Source organism: Gordonia desulfuricans NBRC 100010, from assembly GCF_001485495.1.
Lineage (GTDB): Bacteria > Actinomycetota > Actinomycetes > Mycobacteriales > Mycobacteriaceae > Gordonia > Gordonia desulfuricans.
Genome location: NZ_BCNF01000153.1, coordinates 1 through 16,542, shown reverse-complemented (window position 1 = coordinate 16,542; position 16,542 = coordinate 1). Strand labels below are relative to the sequence as shown.

Below are 16,542 nucleotides of genomic sequence, written 5' to 3'. Positions count from 1 at the left end.
CCGGTGATGGGACTCTTCGTAGTCCTCGTAGAGCAGCGACGCGGCCTGCAACATCCGGTACCAGGCCGTCGCCCGGGTCGCCGCGCAGTGGGCGAGGATCTCGGTCAGGTCACCGGCATCGAGTTCCTCATCGCCCCAGTACCGTTCGGCCACCGGTACCGTAAACGGCTGCAACTCGACCAGGTCCTGCCACGACAACCCGCCCTCACCGGCCGTGCCGGCCGGTTGTGCTGACGCCATCCCCGAGGTCATGCACCGAACATGCAGACGAGGTCCGACAAACTGAGGGCCTGCCGCGATCGGGGCGGCCGATGAATGTGCGTGGCACGGGATGTCGACGGCTCGCGCCTTCCTTCACGTGTGCTGTTCGCAGACGGTTCTGCCGGTGCCCGGCCATCGGGAGCGTGTGTGGCGGGTTCGTTTACACAACGAACACAATCGAGGGGACCGATGCAACATGACCTCGATACATTCGAAGTCATTCACGATTCATGAAGGAGTCACGCCAGATGATCACCACCGTCGTAGCCGGAAATCCGAAGGCCGGCTCTCGGACGCTCGACGCAGCAACCCGGCTCGCCGCCACGCTGACCGGCGCGGATCCGACCAATATCGTCGACATCGTGGAGTTGGGTTCCGGTCTCCTGGGATGGGGAGACGAAAAGGTCTCTGCCGCCGTGGAAACGGTGGCGAAGTCGGATCTGGTCATCGTTGCGAGCCCCACATTCAAGGCGACGTACACCGGAATCCTGAAGCTCTTCCTGGACCAGTTCGCGACCGGCGACGGGCTGCGCGGCGTCACGGCGGTGCCACTCATGCTCGGTGCGGGTCCCGCACATGCGATGGCGCCGGACCTGCTACTCAAGCCGGTGCTCGTCGAACTCGGTGCCACCTGCCCCGCTGCAGGCCTGTATCTGATCGATTCCACCTACACCACCGACACGCGCATCGCCGACTACACCGGTCGATGGGGATCGACGGTGCTCGCGTCGGCACGAGACGAGGCATGATGGCCATGAATGGAATCCCCCTCGACGGAACGGCTCTCCGCCACGCGTTCGCGCACATCCCGGCCGGGGTCGTCGCCATTTGTGCCGAGGCAGGCGGCGAGCGTATGGGTATGGCCGCGAGTTCTTTTGTCCCGGTGTCGCTGGACCCACCGCTGGTCGCCTTCTGTGTGCAGAACACGTCGTCGACCTGGCCGCGACTGGCGGCACTGCCGCGGCTCGGAATCAGTGTTCTCAGTGCCGATCACGCGATCGCGGCCCGGAGTCTCGCGGCGAAGTCCGGTGACAGGTTCGCCGACGTCGACACCCGCACGCATGATGGTGGTGCGGTCTTCATCGAGGGGTGTGGCATTCACCTCGACGTGACCGTGGAACAAGAGCTTCCGGCAGGTGATCATCGGATCGTCTTGATGCGTGTGCACGCCGCACACTCGGCCGGTGAACCCGACACCCCGATCGAACCGATCGTGTTTCACCGCAGCATGTTCCGGACTCTGGTGGCGTGATGGGAAGCATCGAGACCGCGCTGGCCGACCTACGAGCGGGCAAACCGGTACTGGTGATCGACGACGCCGGCCGTGAGAACGAGGGCGACGTGATCCTGCCCGCCGCATCGGCGACGACCGAGTGGATGGCGTGGACCATCCGGCACACGTCGGGCTATGTGTGCGTCGCCATGCCCGACGGTCGCGCAGATCAGTTGCACCTGCCGCGGATGGTCGAGCAGAACGAGGATCCACGGGGGACGGCCTACTGCGTGGCCGTCGACGCGGTGGCCGGGGTGACCACCGGAATCAGCGCCGCAGACCGGGCCACCACGGTGCGAGTGCTGGCAGACCCCGACACTCGCTTCGATGACCTGTCGCGACCCGGCCATGTTGTCCCGCTCCGGGCCCGAGCCGGAGGAGTTCTCGAGCGGCCCGGTCACACGGAAGCCGCCGTGGATCTGTGTCGCTATGCGGGGCTGCCGCCGGTCGCCGCCATCTGTGAGTTGGTGTCAGATGACGGCTCGATGATGCGGGCACCCGAGATCGCCGATCTTGCAGCTGTTCACGGTCTATCGGTGCTGACGGTGGCGGACCTGATCGTCTACCGTCACTCCCATCCGATGCCCGAGTCGGCGGATTCGCCACGGGTGAGCCGTGCGGCCGTCACCTCGATTCCCAACGCCTACGGGTCGTTCCGGGCGTACGGATACGCCGACCATGTCACCGGCGCCGAACACATTGCCCTGGTGTCGGGTTCACCCGGTCGCGGCGCGTTGGTGCGGGTGCACTCGGAGTGTTTGACCGGCGAGGCATTCGGGTCACGCCGCTGTGACTGTGGCCCGCAGTTGTCTGCGTCGATGGAGCGGATCGCTCGTGATGGCGGGGTCATCGTCTACCTGCGTGGCCACGAGGGACGCGGCATAGGCCTGGTGAAGAAGCTGGCAGCATATGCCCTGCAAGATGCCGGGATGGACACGATCGCCGCGAACACGGCTCTCGGTGAGGCTGCCGACGGCCGTGAGTATGGCGCTGCTGCAGCCATACTGAACGATCTCGGGGTTGCGGAGGTTCGGCTGTTGACCAACAATCCGGACAAGATCACGGCGATCGAAACCGCGGGTGTGGGTGTGCGGCAACGTGTACCGCTCGTGGTTGGAGCGATGCCGGACAATGTGGAGTACCTCGCGACCAAACGTGAGCGTATGGGGCATCTCCTTCCGGCCGAGGGGGTTCGCACATCTCGGTTGGCGTAGCGGTTGGCCGGATACCGGCTTGTCGTTGCTCACGCTGGGAGATTGATCATCTCCGAGGTGGCGGGTCGGCGAGTTCCGCCGGCGGAGGTTTCGACTCGACTCGTCGCTGCGCTCCTCGTCGGCTCAACCAGCTACGGGCAGTGGCTGATTGGTCTGGAGCCAAGCCCCAGAACTGACGCTGCGGTGGCTTCGGAGGTGCGTCACCGGATCACGAGGTCGGTGCTCGTGGCACTCAGGGTGATCGGGGCGATCTTCTTCTCCCGCATCCATCCGCGGTAGAACGCTGCCACGGCCGGATCGGTGCTGCGGGTGGCGTAGACATCATCGGGGAGCTCGATGGCGCCGATCAGATGTCTTGGCGTACCGGTCAATCCGGGCTGACTGGGGGTCATCCGCATCCCGTCGGCGGTGTGGAGCAGGACGGGGATGTCGATTCCGTCCGGTGTGGTGACCGTGGCCTCGCGGGTGGTCACCGCGGGATCGAAGTGTTTCACCGACAGCCGGTATCCGGACGGTGCGGCCGACAGCCCGATCTGGTCGAGCAGGCGCGGATCGACGACGCTGTAGGGAAGGCCGATGTCGATCATCGTCTGACCGTCGACGAGGGCGGTGCGCGACGGCAGAGATGCCGACAGGTTCCACGGCGTCGGTGCTGCCAGGGTGGCGGCGGACATGTCCTGGCCGGTGTTGTCCAGGACCGGTCCGTGCAGTGGCCCGCCGGTCGGTACGAACACCCAGGTCGAATCGTGTAAGCCCTTGCGCCAGTAGCCGACCTCGCCGTTCTGACGTCCTTCGACGCGGAGTTCGCTGCGTTCGGCGCCCGGCCCGGTGGAGATGACGGTGATCGCCGAGGTGATCTCACCGGGGATCTTGGGTTGCCGTTTCCAGTCGGGTGCCGGAAGCTGAACCGCCGCGGTCGACCGATCCCAGGTCTCCTGCGTCAGATCGGTGGCGCTGGGCAGTCCGTCCTGGCTCTCCCAGCTGTAGCGGAAGAACACCGAATCCGATCCCGACGAGTCGAAGTCGAAAGTCCGCGTGAACATGTCGCCGTAGCGATTGATGACGAGCATCGTCGACGCCGATGCCGACAGGGCAACGGACCGGAAGCGGCCGCCGAGTGGGCTGCCGATCTCATAGGACCGATCGTTGGGCAGCCAGGGGTCGGCGTACACGATCCGGCTGCCGTCGCCGACCAGGGCGGGGATCATCGTCATCTTGGCCTGGCCACTCGGGTGCACTCGGCCGGCGATGTCGAGGTATTCACGGTTGTCCGACGGCGAGGTGACCGACAGGGCCCAGCCGTGCGGGCGCACCGTGTTGGGCGGCAGGGTCTGCCCATCGCCGAACCACAGCATGGCGCCGAAGCGCGACGTCCAGTTCCACAGGCGCGGCGAGTGCGTGACGTTGTCCATCGTGTAGATCCACCGACCGCCGTCGATGCCGACCATCTCGTCGTCGTCGAGCGAGATGGCGGTCAGTTGTCCGCGTAGACAGGACGGAAGCGGCACGACGCGCCAGGTGCCGGTGTGCCGCGGACGAGCGATCAGGGTGTGCCCGACCAGGGCGAACTCCCAGTACTTGTTGAACTGCATGCGTTCGGTCCGCAGTTCCACCTCGGCCGGTGCCCCGGTGCCCTGGTGGCGGGGGAGATCGTCGAAACCGGTGCGGTCACCGGTGGCCGGGGCACCCGGCGGGAGCTGTGCGGTCCCGAACGGCACACATGTCGCCGGACCGGCCGCTGCCGGTGCGGGTGCCACGAGTACCGGCAGGACGATCGCGGCGGCAACCGCCGTGACGGCGGCGCTCAGATGTCCTCGGCGAAATCTCATGCCGAGGATGATAGGTCTTTTCCCGATCTGCTCCGGCCGGTCGTCGAACACCTCGACACATCTGGTCCCGGAATTGGGGAGGCGATCTCGCCGACGGTTCCGAACCTCCGTGCGCGAAACCCTGTGACCGGGAGCGGGCTGGACGTAACTTCACTGCTCAATCCAGCCCTCCACATCCGGGAGCACGTCGGTGACCCTGCAACTCGAACCGAACATCACCGCGGAACCGAGCACGACCACGGAACCGAGCGGTACGGCGACCGGCGACGTCGACGCATCGGTATCGACGTCGGGGTCAAGGGCCCGGCGTGCGCTCGATCCCGTACGGTCCTGGCTGTTCGGCGGGCCGGCGATCCGCCTGCTCCGCCAGTCGATCGGCCTCGTCCTGGTGGTGGTGGTCTGGCAGCTCGGTGCCCGAACCTGGCTGGGCGCCACCACGCCCGCCCCCACCGATGTCGTCGACGCAGGGTGGCAGCTGGCCACCAGTGGCGAACTGTGGCATCACCTCGCCGCGTCCACCAGACGCGTCGCGATCGGTCTGGCGATCGGCATCACGATCGGCACCCTGCTCGGGGTGGCCGCCGGACTGGTGCGCGTCGCCGAGGACCTGATCAACGCGCCGGTACAGGTGCTCCGGATGATGCCGGCGGTGGCGCTGGTCCCGGTGTTCATCATCTGGTTCGGGATCGACGACGTCTTCAAGATCGCACTGATCATCGTCGCGCCGATCTTCCCCATGTACGTCAACGTCTTCGCCGGAATCCGCAGTGTGGACCAGAAACTCATCGAGGCCGCGGAATCGTTGAACCTCACCCGGTTCGAGCTCATGCGCTTCATCCTGCTGCCCGGTGCACTCCCGCAGACCTTCGTCGGGTTGCGTCAGGCTCTCGGCATCGGCTGGCTGGTGCTCGTCGTCGCCGAGATGCAGACGACGACGGTGGGGCTCGGCTTCGTGATGAACGACGCCAAGGAATATCTGCGCACCGATCAGATCTTCCTCGTGCTGGTCATCTACGCGGTCCTCGGCCTCGTCACCGACTTCGCCGTCCGGCTGCTGGAGAAGCGGTTCCTCCGTTGGCGCAACGGATTCGAGGGACGATGAGTACGACTGTGCCGTCGGTGGGAACGGCAAGTGACCTGGGCGGCGTCCGGGTGCACGACGCGACACGGCGCTTCGGTGACCGCACCGTACTCGACGGCATCGACCTGACCATCGAACCCGGCGAGTTCGTCGCGCTGCTCGGCGCCAGCGGCTCCGGAAAGTCCACCTTGTTGCGGGGGATCGGCGGCCTCGACGACGGGTTCACCGGAACCATCGAAGCCCCCGACGCCAAGGCGATCGTCTTCCAGGAGCACCGGCTGGTCCCGTGGCTTCCGGTGTGGCGCAACGTGGCCCTCGGGCTGCGCGGTGGTCGGGCGCACGAGCGCGCGGTGGCCGCGCTCGGCGAGGTCGGGTTGGCCACCAAGGAGAACGGCTGGCCCACCACCCTCTCGGGTGGAGAATCCCAACGCGTCGCACTCGCCCGGGCCCTGGTCCGCGAACCGCGACTGCTCCTGCTCGACGAGCCGTTCGGGGCGCTCGACGCCCTCACCCGGATCAACGCACAAGCACTCGTCGAGCACCTGTGGCAGGAACACCGGCCGGCCACCCTCCTGGTCACCCACGACGTCGAAGAGGCCGTGCTGCTGGCGGATCGGGCCCTGGTGTTGCGCGACGGCCGGATCTCCGAGGACATCCGCATCGACCTGCCCCGACCCCGCGACGTGACCGACCACCGATTCGTGGCCTACCGCAAACAACTGCTCGCAGCCCTCGGCGTCGGTGTCGACCACCGCCCCGTGACCACCCACCAGCCCACCGCGACGGAGACAGCGTGACCGAGACCCTGACCCTGACCACCGATGTTCTGATCCTCGGCGGTGGACCCGCCGCGACCTGGGCGGCCATCCACGCCCGTGACGCCGGCGCGGATGTGATCATCGCCGACAAAGGCTATTGCGGGACATCGGGTGCCACCGCCCCGGCCGGGACGGGGGTCTGGTACGTGGTGCCCGACCCGGAACGGCGTGCCGAGGCCAAGGCGAGCCGCGAGAAGCTCGGCGGCTACCTCGCCGACCACGACTGGATGGACCGCGTCCTCGACCAGACCTATGCCAACATGCGCCGCCTCGGCGACGAGGGACGCTATCCGTTCCCGCAAGACGCGCAGACCGGGGAGCCGATCCGCACCGGGGTCCAGGGGCCGGAGTACATGCGCCGGATGCGGGCCTGGGTGCAGCGCAAGGGAGTTCGTATCCTCGATCATTCGCCTGCGCTCGAACTGCTCGTCGACGCCGACGGCCGGGTGTCCGGTGCCGCCGGTGTGCGGCGTCAGCTCGGCGTCGACTATCGGATCACCGCCGGTGCCGTCGTCCTCGCAACCGGCGGCTGCGCCTTCCTGTCCCGGGCGCTGGGCACCAATGTCGACACCGGCGACGGTGCGTTGATGGCCGCCGAGGTGGGTGCGGAGTTCTCCGGGATGGAGTTCGCCAACGCCTATGCCATCGTGCCCAAGGGGGCCACCGTCACCAAGACCGCCTACTACGGTTATGCGACGTTCTTCCACGAGGACGGGCGCATCGTCGAGGGTGCTGGGTCGACCAAGGGCCGTTCGGTGATCGCGCGAACCCTGCTGCAGGAGAAGGTGTATGCGCAGCTCGATCGGGCCGACGAGCGCACCGCCGCACTGATGCGCCAAGGGCAGCCGAACTTCTTCCTGCAGTTCGACCGACGTGGGATCGACCCGTTCACCCAGCGGTTCGAGGTCGATCTGCTCGCCGAGGGCACGGTGCGGGGGACCGGCGGGATCAACGTCGTCGACGACGACTGCTGGACCGGGGTGCCCGGCCTCTACGCCGCCGGTGACGCCGCGACCCGCGAACGCATCTGTGGTGGATTCACCGGTGGCGGCAGCCACAATTCGGCGTGGGCGATGTCGTCGGGGACTTTCGCCGGGAAGATCGCCGCCCGCGACGGACTGGCCCACGGCCACCGCGGCCGGCTCGCACTGTCCGGTGCGGGACGCGTCGGACTCGGCACCGGACATCACGCCCCGCAGGCCGCAGAGGTGGTGGCCGCGGCGCAGGCTCAGCTGATCCCGTTCGAGAAGAACTACATCCGGCACGGCGACCGGCTCGCCCCCGCGCTCGGCGCACTCGACGGCATCTGGGAGTCGTTGTCGGCCGGTGATTTCGGTGCGCCGTCGACCTCGGAACGGATCGCCACCCGGCAGGCGGCCGCGATCACCGCGGTCGGACGGTGGATCTACGCCTCGGCACTCGCGCGGACCGAGTCACGCGGGATGAGCAAACGCGACGACCACCCCGACCAGGATTCCGGTCAGCACGGCCACATCCTGTCCGGGGGACTCGACGAGGTGTGGGTGCGACGAGCGCCCGCGCTTCCGGGTGCCCTGGCCGACCGGGCGGCGGGAGTGCTTGTCGCATGATCGAACTCGTCATCGCCGACGCATGTATCGGCTGCGACAAGTGCGTGGCCGCGTGCCCGACGAATGTCTTCGACAGCACCGAGTCCGGGGTCCCGGTGATCGCGCGCCAGTCCGACTGCCAGACCTGTTTCATGTGTGAGGCGTACTGCCCCACCGACGCGCTCTACGTCGGTCCGGACTCGGCCCCGGCCGACCCGCAGACGTTCACCGCCCCCGCCGATCTGATCGGCAGCTACCGGGCCCATCTGGGCTGGGGGAGCGGGCGACAACCGGGCAGCCGCACCGCGGTGGGACCGCCCATCCCGCATGGCGATCCGCCGCCGCGCATCGACGAACGTATCGCCGCCGCGGCAACTGGCACACCCTGACCCCGGCCGGACATCCGATCGGTCGTACCCCTCGACCCGCTCACCCGAATCGCACAAGGACTCCCATGCCCCGCACCCGCGTGGGCCGCATCAGCGCGGCCCGCCTGCTCGCCCTGTTCGGATCGATGCTGCTCGCCGTCGTCGCCCTCGCCGGATGTGGCGGCGGTCAGGACGACTCGGCCGAACGCGACGTCATCGGCACCTTGCGGATCGGGGTGATCGGCTCCACCAACACCCTGACCGGACCCATCGGCTTCGCCCACAGCCAGGGAAAGTTGCTGGAGGCGTTGAAGCCGCTGGGGGTCGACAAGATCGAGGTGTACAACTTCCCCAACGGGCCCGACCTCAACCAGGCGCTCATCGGTGGCCGGCTCGACGTCGCCCAGTACGGTGACACCCCGGCCCTGGTGGCGCGCGGCAGCGGCCTCGACACCCGCCTGATCTCGATCACCCAGTTCAATCTGAACGCCGGAGTGGTGGCCAAGGACCCGAACATCAAGACCCTCAAAGACCTGGCGGGCAAGCGGATCGGTGTTCCCAAGGGCTCCTACATCGACCGGTACCTGCAGGGAGCGTTGCAGGCCGAGGGGATCACCGCGGAGTTGGTGCACCTGTACCCGGCCGATCAGGAGGCGCCGCTGAACTCCGGGGAGATCGCCGGGGCGGCACTGCCCGGAGTGGTGCCGTCGGTGACGTTGCAGAGCTTCCTGCTCAAGGGATTCCACCTCGTCGACTCGGTGTACCAGAACCATCCGGATCTGGCCGGCACCAGTGTCACCGTCGCCGCCGACGCCTTCCTGGGCAAGCACCCGACGTTCGGTGCCGCATGGCAGAAGCTGCACGCCGACGCGGTGACCTACACCAAGGACAACTGGAACGCCTACGTGGACTTCGAGATCGCCAACTCCAAGGCGCCCGCGGAGGCCATTCGGCAGGCCGCCGACCCGGACAACTTCGCGCCGGAACCCTTCCCGGCGAGGGCAGTGGAACTGTTGACCGGGACCAAGAAGTTCCTGGCCGAGCAGGGGAGCCTCAAGGAGAACTTCGACCTCGACAGCTGGTACTACCGCACCGACACGTCGTCGGACTCCTGATCGGAGGGCACTGTGGGCGCCGGACCATGGAATATACCCCGCCAGGTATCCATTGAAACCGTCATGACAACCCGTGAGATCACCCTGTCCAACTTCGACGACACCATCAAGGAGGGTGGCATCGTCCTGCTCGACTTCTGGGCGGCCTGGTGCGGACCCTGCCGGATGTTCGCGCCGGTCTTCGAGAAGGCCGCCGAGGCCCACTCCGACATCGTCTTCGGCAAGATCGACACCGAGGCGCAGCAGGAGCTAGCCGGCGGCTTCGGCATCCGATCCATCCCCACCCTGATGGCCTTCCGCGACGGGATCATGGTGTTCAACCAGGCCGGAGCGCTCCCGGCGCAGCAGCTCGAGCAGCTGATCGAGGCGGTCGAGGGTCTCGACATGGACCAGGTCCGCAAGGAGGTCGCCGCGGCCCAGGCCGAATGATGCCGGTGACCGACCTCACCGGATAAGCCTCACCGGGTACGGATACGGGTCTTGACCGGCCCTGATCAGGTCTGTACAAACGTACATGTACGTTTGTACAGACCGCACAGCGTCAGGAGCCGTCATGCCCCCATCCACCCGCGACCCCGCGGGCCGTCGCGAGCAGATCGTCATCGCGGCCGCCGAACTGTTGTGCGCCGGCGACGGTAAACCGACCCACCGGCGGGTCGCCGAGCATGCCGGCGTGCCGCTGGGGTCGACGACGTACTACTTCTCGACGCTCGACGACCTCACCACCGCCGCGCTCGAGTACCTGGCCGACCAGGTCGACACCGGCCTCGCCGAGACCGCGGAACTGGTGGCCGGCGGGGATGCCACCCCGGAGACCGTCGCGCGGCTGTTCCACGAGTATCTGTCCGACCGCGACCAAGTGCGCGTCGAGATCACGATCTACACCGCAGCCCTGCAGCGACCCGAACTCGTTGCGCTCACCCGGCGATGGTTTGACGGGCTGGTGGAGATCCTGTGCACCGTCACCGACCCGGCCACCGCCCGGCTGCTCGCCGTCTTCGTCGACGGCGCCTGCATGCACGCGGCGATCCACGAACAACCCCTCGAACTCGACGTTCTCGAGAAGCTCACCCGCACGTTGATGGGCGGGCCGGGATGCGCCGCCGGATCGGACCGGCCATGACCGTTCTCTACTCGCTGCCCACCAATCCGGATGGCACCCTGAAGGATCCGATGCCGACCTGGCGTCGCTGGGCGTCGTTGACGGTGCTGTCGGTGGCCCTGCTGACCGTCGTCATGGATCTGACCGTGCTCAACGTGGCCCTGCCGTCGATCAGCGCCGAACTCACCCCGTCGGCAACCGGCCAGCTGTGGATGGTCGACGCATACTCGCTGGTCCTGGCGGGTCTGCTGATCCCGATGAGCGCACTCGCCGACCGCTGGGGACGGCGTCGGCTCCTGATCCTCGGCTTCGCCGTGTTCGGTCTGGCCTCACTGCTGGTGCTGTGGGCCGATTCCACCGCCGCGGTGATCGCGCTTCGTGCGCTGCTGGGGCTGGGCGGCGCGATGATCATGCCGACCACCCTGTCGATGCTGCGCGTGGTGTTCACCGATCCGCATGAGCGCACCCTCGCCCTCGGCGTGTGGGCGGCGGTCTCGGCGGCCGGTGCGGCAGTCGGTCCGATCGTGGGTGGCCTTCTGCTGGAACACTTCTCCTGGCATGCGGCATTCCTGGTGAACGTGCCGCCGATGATCGTGGCGATCGTGGCCGCGGCATTCCTGCTGCCCGAGTCGCGACTCACGGCGGCAGGCTCACTGGACCTGATCGGTTCGGTGCTCGCCGTCGGCGGTGTGGCGACGCTGGTGTGGTCGATCAAGGAGTTCGGCAAACACTATGTGGCCGACGGCTTCGCCAATCCGCCGGCCTGGATCGGCCTGATCGGTTCGGCGGTGGTGCTCACGCTGTTCGTGATGCGGTGCCTGCGCCGGCCGGAACCGCTGCTCGACGTTCGGCTGTTCCGTCGGCCGCAGCTGACCGCGGGGGTGCTCGCGGCACTGTTCTCGATGCTGGCGATGGGTGGCGGACTCCTGCTGCTCGCCCAATGGCTGCAACTGGTGGAGGGTCACTCGCCGCTGCAGGCCGGAATCCGGCTGCTCCCGTTCGCGGTGGGTGCGATCCTCACCTCGATCCCGGCCCGGAATCTTGTCGACCTCCTCGGCGTGCGCGTCGTCATGGGTATGGCGCTACTGTTGCCCGCGGCCGGATTCCTGCTGTTCTACCTCGCACCCGCACCACTCGCCTATCCGTGGGTCGCGACGGCGATGCTGTTGCAGGGTGCCGGCGCGGGCGCCCTGGCGATCGGCTCGGCGATGATCATGTCCGGCAGTCCGCAGGACAAGGCGGGCAATGCCGCGGCGATCGAGGAGACGGCCTACGACCTCGGCAACGTCTTCGGCGTGGCGCTTCTCGGGACCATCGCCGCGGTCGCCTTCAACAGCAAGATCCCGGTGGACGTGCCCGGCGCCGACGAGTCGCTGGCCGAGGCCATGGAGGTGGCGCGGCAGACCGGCTCCGCCGAACTCGCGGCCATCGCGCAGACCGCCTTCACCGACGCGATCGCGCAGGTCGGCATCGTCGGGGCGGTGATGCTGGCGATCGCCGGGGGGATCGTCTTCTGGCTGACGCCACGCGGACTGGACCTCGACATCCAGCACTGAACCGCAGGCCGGGTGAGGTGTCGTGCGTGCGGTCCGCCCCGCGCGCACGGCACCTCACGACTCGCGCAGGCCGACCGCGTCGTCGTCGGCGGTCTCGGTCCGGGGTTCGCGGGTGATCACCCACCCGAACGCCGGGGTCAGGATGTACATGACGATGGAGTAGACCGCCGCCGGGACGGCGACCATCGCATTGTCGAGCACACTCAGCGCGATGGTCAGGGCGATCGTGGTGTTGTGGACACCGATCTCCATCGAGGCGGCGACGGCCTGCGGCCGGGTCAGCCGTAGCAACAGTGCGGCACCGAAGCCGCACGACAGGCTGATCAGGCAGAAGAGGCTCACCACCACTCCCACCTGCCGCGCATAGTCGACGACGTTGTCGCGCTCGGCGATGATCGCGCCGGTGGTCACGACGACGAGCACCGCGATGGAGAAGATCCGGACCGGGCGGTCGGCGCTCCGGGCGAAGCCGGACCATCGCGAGCGCACCACCATCCCGATCGCCACCGGGGCCAGGACCAGCGCGATCACCTGGACGACCTTGGTGAACTGCAGACCCAACGCGCCGTCGGCGTCGAAGTGGCCGATCGCGAGATTGGTGATCAGCGGGATGGTGAAGGCCGCGAGCACCGAGTTGATCGCGGTCAGTGAGATGTTCAGGGCGACGTCACCGCGAAAGAGATGGCTGAACAGGTTGGCCGTGGTGCCGCCCGGTGACGCGGCCAGCAACATCACGCCGACGGCCAGCAGCGGCGGCAGGTCGAAGACGAGGACAAGCCCGAAGGCGATCACCGGGAGAATGAGGATCTGGACGGCGAGTATCCCGATCACCGCGCGTGGTGTGCGTGCGACGCGGGCGAAATCCCCGGGTGTCAGCGACAACCCCAGGCCGAACATGATGATCGCCAGCGCGATCGGCAACCCGGTCGAGATCAACACAGAATCCTGCACTGCCACACCTCCGTCTGATTCCGTCCACTCTCACACGGCAATAGGTGCAAAACGGACCGATCGGCGCAGACGCGCGAGGTTTCGACGTCCGATGTGGGCGTGTCGTCCCGGTGGTCCCCAACCGGAGTCCGCCGAGCTCACTACGGTGGAGCGGGTGGGCATCACACTCGAGAACGTGGGTATCGCCGTCGACGATCTGGATGGCGCCATCGCCTTCTTCACCGATCTCGGCCTCACCGTGCTCGGCCGGGACGAGGTCAGCGGTGAGTGGGCCGACGTCGCCGTCGGACTCGACGGCAACCATGCGCGGATCGCGATGCTCGGGACACCCGACGGCCACGGGCGCCTCGAACTGTTCGAGTACATCCATCCGGCGGCGATCCCGACCGAACCGACGCTGCCCAACGAGATCGGCATGCATCGGGTGGCCTTCGCCGTCGACGACATCGACGAGGCGTTGGCGACGGCGGCGCGGCACGGATGTCATCCGCTGCGTGGCGTCGCCAACTACCGCGACATCTACAAACTGACCTATGTGCGCGGACCCAGCGGGATCATCGTGATGCTGGCCCAGGACCTGACGAAGGCATAGACCCGGATCTGTCTCGGTCGAAACAGATTCGGGGGCAGGCGGATTCGCCGAGGATCAGGACTCGTCGGTCTCGGGCTCTTCGAGTGCGCGGCGACGGTCGGCGTGCAGGGACTTGACGCGCCGCTCTTCGCGACGGACCTCCACCTGGGTGGCCCGCTCGGCGGCGAGCCACTCCGGCATCTCGGCGAGCAGGTCGTTGATCTGGGCGGTGGTCAGGGCGTCGGTGATCCCGGCCCGCGACAGTCCCGAATTGGAGATGCCGAGCCTGGCCGCGACCAGGTTCTTCGGGTGCGGGCCGTCGGCGCGCAGGGTGCGCAGCCATTCCGGCGGATCGGCCTGCAGTTCGGCGAGTTCGGACCGGGTGATGGTGCCCTGCTGGAACTCGGCAGGTGTCGCCGGCAGGTACACGTCCAGTTTCTTGGCGGCGGTGGCCGGCTTCATCGACTGCGAACTCATCCCTCGAGGGTATCGGGCGGTAGCCTTTCTGCGTGATGACACCCGGCGACGCCCCCACATTTCGACTGGCGTACGTCCCCGGCGTGACCCCGAACAAGTGGGTGCGGATCTGGGCGGAACGGCGACCCGACGTGCCCCTCGACCTCGTCCCCCTCGCCGTCGCCGACTGTGCGGCAGCGGTGGGGCAGGGGAACGTGCAGATGGCGATCACCCGTATCCCCGACGCCCTCCACCACGGCGACCCCGGCGCACACCACGTGATCGAGCTGTACGTCGAGACCACCGTCGTCGTCCTGCCCAAGGATCACCTGCTGACCGCAGGCGATGAGCTCACGATGGCCGACCTCGGCGACGAACAGTTCCTCTGGCCCCTCGACGAGCCGCTCGCGGTGCCGCGCCGACCCGGCACCGAGATCGAGCATTGTCCCGAAACCGTCGGTGACGCAATCGAACTCGTTGCCGCAGGGATGGGTCTGCTGCTGGTGCCGCAGTCGTTGGCGCGACTGCATCACCGTAAGGACCTGGTCTACCGGCCGGTGACCGATGCTCCCACCGGCGCCGTCGGGCTGCTGTGGCCGCAACCCACCGATGAGCTCGCCGACGAGTTCGTCGGCATCGTGCGCGGACGCAAGTCGACGTCGTCACGGGGCCGGTCCGAGCCCGCGCCGAAGCGGTCGGCCAAGGAGAAGGCCGCAGCCAAACGGGCGGCCCGCGAGGCGGCCGGGAAGATCCCGGGCAAGAGCATGCGGAAAGGTGCCGGGCGTCCCCGACGGCACTGAGTCGCCGCCGCTCGGCCACCCCGATCGCCTGCACGAGTCGTGGCAGACTCGCGTGCCCCATTTTTATGTGCGACACAACTAGGTTATGCAACACATAAATCGGGGCTATGTTGGTTCTCGTGAGCAACCCACGCCTCGACGACCAGCTCTGCTTCGCCCTGTACGCCGCCTCCCGGGCGGTGATCGCCGCGCAGCGCCCCGGTCTTCGGGAGTTGGGCCTCACCTACCCGCAGTACCTGGTGATGCTGGTGCTGTGGGAGGAGCGCGAGGCTCCGATCGGGCGGCTGTGTGCCAGGTTGCACCTCGACTCGGGCACCGTCTCGCCGCTGGTCCGGCGCCTGGAAAAGGCCGAACTGGTGGTACGCCGCCGTTCGGACACCGACGAGCGTTCGACCATCGTCGCCCTGACCGACGCCGGTGCCGACATGGCAGATCGTGCCGACTGCGTCACCGCGGCCCTCGGCGACTCGATCGTCGCGGCCGAGGAGGCCGATCCCGATGGCGTCCCGCAGTTCGGTGTCGCCGACGTCGGCGCGCTCCGTGAAGCCTTGCACAACCTGATCGGCGAACTCGACCGCATCGAGTCGCCCCAACCACGCTCGTGAAGGAGAACGTGATGAGTCATCTCTACACCGCAGAGGCACTGGCAACCGGCGACGGCCGTAACGGACACGGACGCAGCTCTGATGGCGTCCTCGACGTCGAACTCGGAATCCCCAAGGAACTCGGTGGCAACGGTGCCGGCACCAACCCCGAGCAGCTGTTCGCGATCGGGTACGCGGCCTGCTTTCACAGTGCACTGCGTACCGTGGCACGTGCCGAGAAGGCCGATATCTCGGATTCGGCAGTGGGAGCGCGTGTCTCGCTCGACTCCCTCGACGGAGGTGGATTCGGGCTCTCGGTGGAACTCGAGATCAGCCTGCCCGCACTGTCGGCCGACGAGGCGCGCGCCCTGACCGAGAAGGCCCACCACGTGTGCCCCTACTCGAATGCGACCCGCGGCAACATCGACGTCACGCTCACCGTGACCGAGGACTGAGGGGTTCGACGATGACGATCTCCACGTTGACCACGCCGGCCACGACACGTCAGAGCCGCGGCCGCGGCATCGCACGGGTGGCGCTGGGCTCGGTGCTGGGGCTGGCCGGTATCGGCCATCTGACGTTCCAACGCAACGAGTTCCAGGCGCAGGTCCCGACCTGGGTACCGCTCGGCAAAGATGCCACGGTACTGGCTTCGGGAGGAGTCGAGATCGCACTCGGGTCCGCCCTGATCGCCCTGCCGCGTCACCGCCGGTTGGTGTCGGCGATCGTCGCGGCCTTCTTCGTCGCGGTCTTCCCGGGCAATATCCACCAGTACCGCAACCACATCGATGCCTTCGGACTCGACACCGACGGCAAACGGCTGGCCCGGCTGTTCGGTCAGCCCGCCCTCGTGGCGTGGGCCCTCGCCGCGGGCGGCGACGGCAAGAAGTAGTGCTTCTCGTTGGCTCAACCATCCACCGCTGCTTGCTGATTGAGCCGGGACCGAGCGTAGCGAGGACCCGAGAAGCGGTTGCGTTCCGACGTCGGCCGTCTGA

At 67.5% G+C, this 16,542-nt stretch carries 19 protein-coding genes and 1 pseudogene; 16 read left to right on the top strand and 4 right to left on the bottom strand.

The window, feature by feature from the left end; translation table 11 throughout:
* A pseudogene (locus GD1_RS21575) lies at window positions 1–252 on the bottom strand (hypothetical protein); the annotation flags it as partial.
* A gap of 257 nt (window positions 253–509) precedes the next feature.
* Here GD1_RS21575 and GD1_RS21570 point away from each other — a divergent pair.
* From GD1_RS21570 to GD1_RS21560, 3 genes are read left to right on the top strand one after another with little or no spacing between them, the layout of a single operon-like run.
* A complete protein-coding gene (locus tag GD1_RS21570; protein ID WP_053778365.1) occupies window positions 510–1,010 on the top strand; it encodes an NADPH-dependent FMN reductase in 501 nt (166 codons plus the stop codon).
* Window positions 1,011–1,015: 5 nt separating this feature from the next.
* The gene (locus GD1_RS21565) at window positions 1,016–1,513 is read left to right on the top strand and encodes a flavin reductase family protein (RefSeq protein ID WP_059039507.1); all 498 of its coding nucleotides are present in this window, start codon (window positions 1,016–1,018) and stop codon (window positions 1,511–1,513) included.
* Complete coding sequence (locus GD1_RS21560; RefSeq protein ID WP_020789634.1) at window positions 1,513–2,748, top strand: bifunctional 3,4-dihydroxy-2-butanone-4-phosphate synthase/GTP cyclohydrolase II; 1,236 nt, start codon at window positions 1,513–1,515, stop codon at window positions 2,746–2,748. Before GD1_RS21565 ends, GD1_RS21560 begins: the two co-directional genes overlap by 1 nt.
* A gap of 200 nt (window positions 2,749–2,948) precedes the next feature.
* Here GD1_RS21560 and GD1_RS21555 read toward each other — a convergent pair whose 3' ends face one another.
* Entirely contained in the window at window positions 2,949–4,577 is a 1,629-nt protein-coding gene (locus GD1_RS21555) for a hypothetical protein (protein WP_174519095.1), read from the bottom strand.
* A 214-nt stretch (window positions 4,578–4,791) separates the two neighbouring features.
* On the opposite strand from GD1_RS21555, the gene GD1_RS21550 reads away from it, so the two are divergent.
* From GD1_RS21550 to GD1_RS21515, 8 genes are all read left to right on the top strand, one after another.
* Window positions 4,792–5,679, top strand: coding sequence for an ABC transporter permease (locus tag GD1_RS21550; RefSeq protein WP_059039505.1), 888 nt, complete (start codon window positions 4,792–4,794; stop codon window positions 5,677–5,679).
* Window positions 5,676–6,455, top strand: coding sequence for an ABC transporter ATP-binding protein (locus GD1_RS21545; RefSeq protein WP_059039501.1), 780 nt, complete (start codon window positions 5,676–5,678; stop codon window positions 6,453–6,455). The genes GD1_RS21550 and GD1_RS21545 overlap by 4 nt, the downstream gene beginning before the upstream one ends.
* The gene (locus tag GD1_RS21540; RefSeq protein WP_059039500.1) at window positions 6,452–8,065 is read left to right on the top strand and encodes an FAD-dependent oxidoreductase; all 1,614 of its coding nucleotides are present in this window, start codon (window positions 6,452–6,454) and stop codon (window positions 8,063–8,065) included. The genes GD1_RS21545 and GD1_RS21540 overlap by 4 nt, the downstream gene beginning before the upstream one ends.
* Window positions 8,062–8,433 carry a 4Fe-4S dicluster domain-containing protein gene (locus GD1_RS21535; protein WP_053778353.1) on the top strand — a complete coding sequence of 124 codons (372 nt, stop codon included), beginning with the start codon at window positions 8,062–8,064 and terminating at the stop codon, window positions 8,431–8,433. The genes GD1_RS21540 and GD1_RS21535 overlap by 4 nt, the downstream gene beginning before the upstream one ends.
* Before the next feature lie 65 nt (window positions 8,434–8,498).
* Complete coding sequence (locus GD1_RS21530) at window positions 8,499–9,527, top strand: ABC transporter substrate-binding protein (protein WP_059039499.1); 1,029 nt, start codon at window positions 8,499–8,501, stop codon at window positions 9,525–9,527.
* 63 nt (window positions 9,528–9,590) lie between these two features.
* The gene (gene trxA, locus GD1_RS21525; RefSeq protein WP_059039498.1) at window positions 9,591–9,956 is read left to right on the top strand and encodes a thioredoxin; all 366 of its coding nucleotides are present in this window, start codon (window positions 9,591–9,593) and stop codon (window positions 9,954–9,956) included.
* Window positions 9,957–10,080: 124 nt separating this feature from the next.
* Window positions 10,081–10,650, top strand: coding sequence for a TetR/AcrR family transcriptional regulator (locus tag GD1_RS21520; protein WP_059039497.1), 570 nt, complete (start codon window positions 10,081–10,083; stop codon window positions 10,648–10,650).
* The gene (locus GD1_RS21515; RefSeq protein ID WP_059039504.1) at window positions 10,647–12,185 is read left to right on the top strand and encodes an MFS transporter; all 1,539 of its coding nucleotides are present in this window, start codon (window positions 10,647–10,649) and stop codon (window positions 12,183–12,185) included. The genes GD1_RS21520 and GD1_RS21515 overlap by 4 nt, the downstream gene beginning before the upstream one ends.
* Window positions 12,186–12,239: 54 nt before the next feature.
* Here the strand turns inward: GD1_RS21515 and GD1_RS21510 are convergent, their stop codons facing one another.
* Window positions 12,240–13,136, bottom strand: coding sequence for a bile acid:sodium symporter family protein (locus GD1_RS21510; protein ID WP_059039496.1), 897 nt, complete (start codon window positions 13,134–13,136; stop codon window positions 12,240–12,242).
* A gap of 154 nt (window positions 13,137–13,290) precedes the next feature.
* Here GD1_RS21510 and GD1_RS21505 point away from each other — a divergent pair, with 154 nt between their 5' ends.
* Window positions 13,291–13,728 carry a VOC family protein gene (locus GD1_RS21505; RefSeq protein WP_053778371.1) on the top strand — a complete coding sequence of 146 codons (438 nt, stop codon included), beginning with the start codon at window positions 13,291–13,293 and terminating at the stop codon, window positions 13,726–13,728.
* A 54-nt stretch (window positions 13,729–13,782) separates the two neighbouring features.
* On the opposite strand, the gene GD1_RS21500 is transcribed toward GD1_RS21505, so the two are convergent.
* Entirely contained in the window at window positions 13,783–14,169 is a 387-nt protein-coding gene (locus tag GD1_RS21500) for a DUF5997 family protein (protein WP_053778372.1), read from the bottom strand.
* A 50-nt stretch (window positions 14,170–14,219) separates the two neighbouring features.
* Between GD1_RS21500 and GD1_RS21495 the strand changes: the two genes are divergently transcribed.
* The 4 genes from GD1_RS21495 (at window position 14,220) to GD1_RS21480 (ending at window position 16,439) form a co-directional block, all read left to right on the top strand.
* Complete coding sequence (locus tag GD1_RS21495; protein ID WP_059039495.1) at window positions 14,220–14,963, top strand: LysR substrate-binding domain-containing protein; 744 nt, start codon at window positions 14,220–14,222, stop codon at window positions 14,961–14,963.
* A gap of 119 nt (window positions 14,964–15,082) precedes the next feature.
* Window positions 15,083–15,568: a MarR family winged helix-turn-helix transcriptional regulator gene (locus GD1_RS21490; RefSeq protein ID WP_059039503.1), complete on the top strand. Its 486-nt coding sequence runs from the start codon at window positions 15,083–15,085 to the stop codon at window positions 15,566–15,568.
* An 11-nt stretch (window positions 15,569–15,579) separates the two neighbouring features.
* Window positions 15,580–16,002 (top strand): organic hydroperoxide resistance protein, encoded by a 423-nt coding sequence (locus GD1_RS21485; protein ID WP_059039502.1) that lies wholly within the window; start codon window positions 15,580–15,582, stop codon window positions 16,000–16,002.
* An 11-nt stretch (window positions 16,003–16,013) separates the two neighbouring features.
* Window positions 16,014–16,439, top strand: coding sequence for a DoxX family protein (locus tag GD1_RS21480; RefSeq protein WP_059039494.1), 426 nt, complete (start codon window positions 16,014–16,016; stop codon window positions 16,437–16,439).
* Window positions 16,440–16,542 lie beyond the last annotated feature (103 nt).

Coding starts and splice junctions, on each gene's coding strand:
- GD1_RS21570 (WP_053778365.1), top strand. CDS start 510: ATGATCACCACCGTCGTAGCCGGAAATCCGAAGGCCGGCTCTCGGACG.
- GD1_RS21535 (WP_053778353.1), top strand. CDS start 8,062: ATGATCGAACTCGTCATCGCCGACGCATGTATCGGCTGCGACAAGTGC.
- GD1_RS21515 (WP_059039504.1), top strand. CDS start 10,647: ATGACCGTTCTCTACTCGCTGCCCACCAATCCGGATGGCACCCTGAAG.
- GD1_RS21495 (WP_059039495.1), top strand. CDS start 14,220: ATGACACCCGGCGACGCCCCCACATTTCGACTGGCGTACGTCCCCGGC.
- GD1_RS21555 (WP_174519095.1), bottom strand. CDS start 4,577: ATGAGATTTCGCCGAGGACATCTGAGCGCCGCCGTCACGGCGGTTGCC.
- GD1_RS21560 (WP_020789634.1), top strand. CDS start 1,513: ATGGGAAGCATCGAGACCGCGCTGGCCGACCTACGAGCGGGCAAACCG.
- GD1_RS21500 (WP_053778372.1), bottom strand. CDS start 14,169: ATGAAGCCGGCCACCGCCGCCAAGAAACTGGACGTGTACCTGCCGGCG.
- GD1_RS21485 (WP_059039502.1), top strand. CDS start 15,580: ATGAGTCATCTCTACACCGCAGAGGCACTGGCAACCGGCGACGGCCGT.
- GD1_RS21480 (WP_059039494.1), top strand. CDS start 16,014: ATGACGATCTCCACGTTGACCACGCCGGCCACGACACGTCAGAGCCGC.
- GD1_RS21545 (WP_059039501.1), top strand. CDS start 5,676: ATGAGTACGACTGTGCCGTCGGTGGGAACGGCAAGTGACCTGGGCGGC.
- GD1_RS21565 (WP_059039507.1), top strand. CDS start 1,016: ATGAATGGAATCCCCCTCGACGGAACGGCTCTCCGCCACGCGTTCGCG.
- GD1_RS21530 (WP_059039499.1), top strand. CDS start 8,499: ATGCCCCGCACCCGCGTGGGCCGCATCAGCGCGGCCCGCCTGCTCGCC.
- trxA (WP_059039498.1), top strand. CDS start 9,591: ATGACAACCCGTGAGATCACCCTGTCCAACTTCGACGACACCATCAAG.
- GD1_RS21520 (WP_059039497.1), top strand. CDS start 10,081: ATGCCCCCATCCACCCGCGACCCCGCGGGCCGTCGCGAGCAGATCGTC.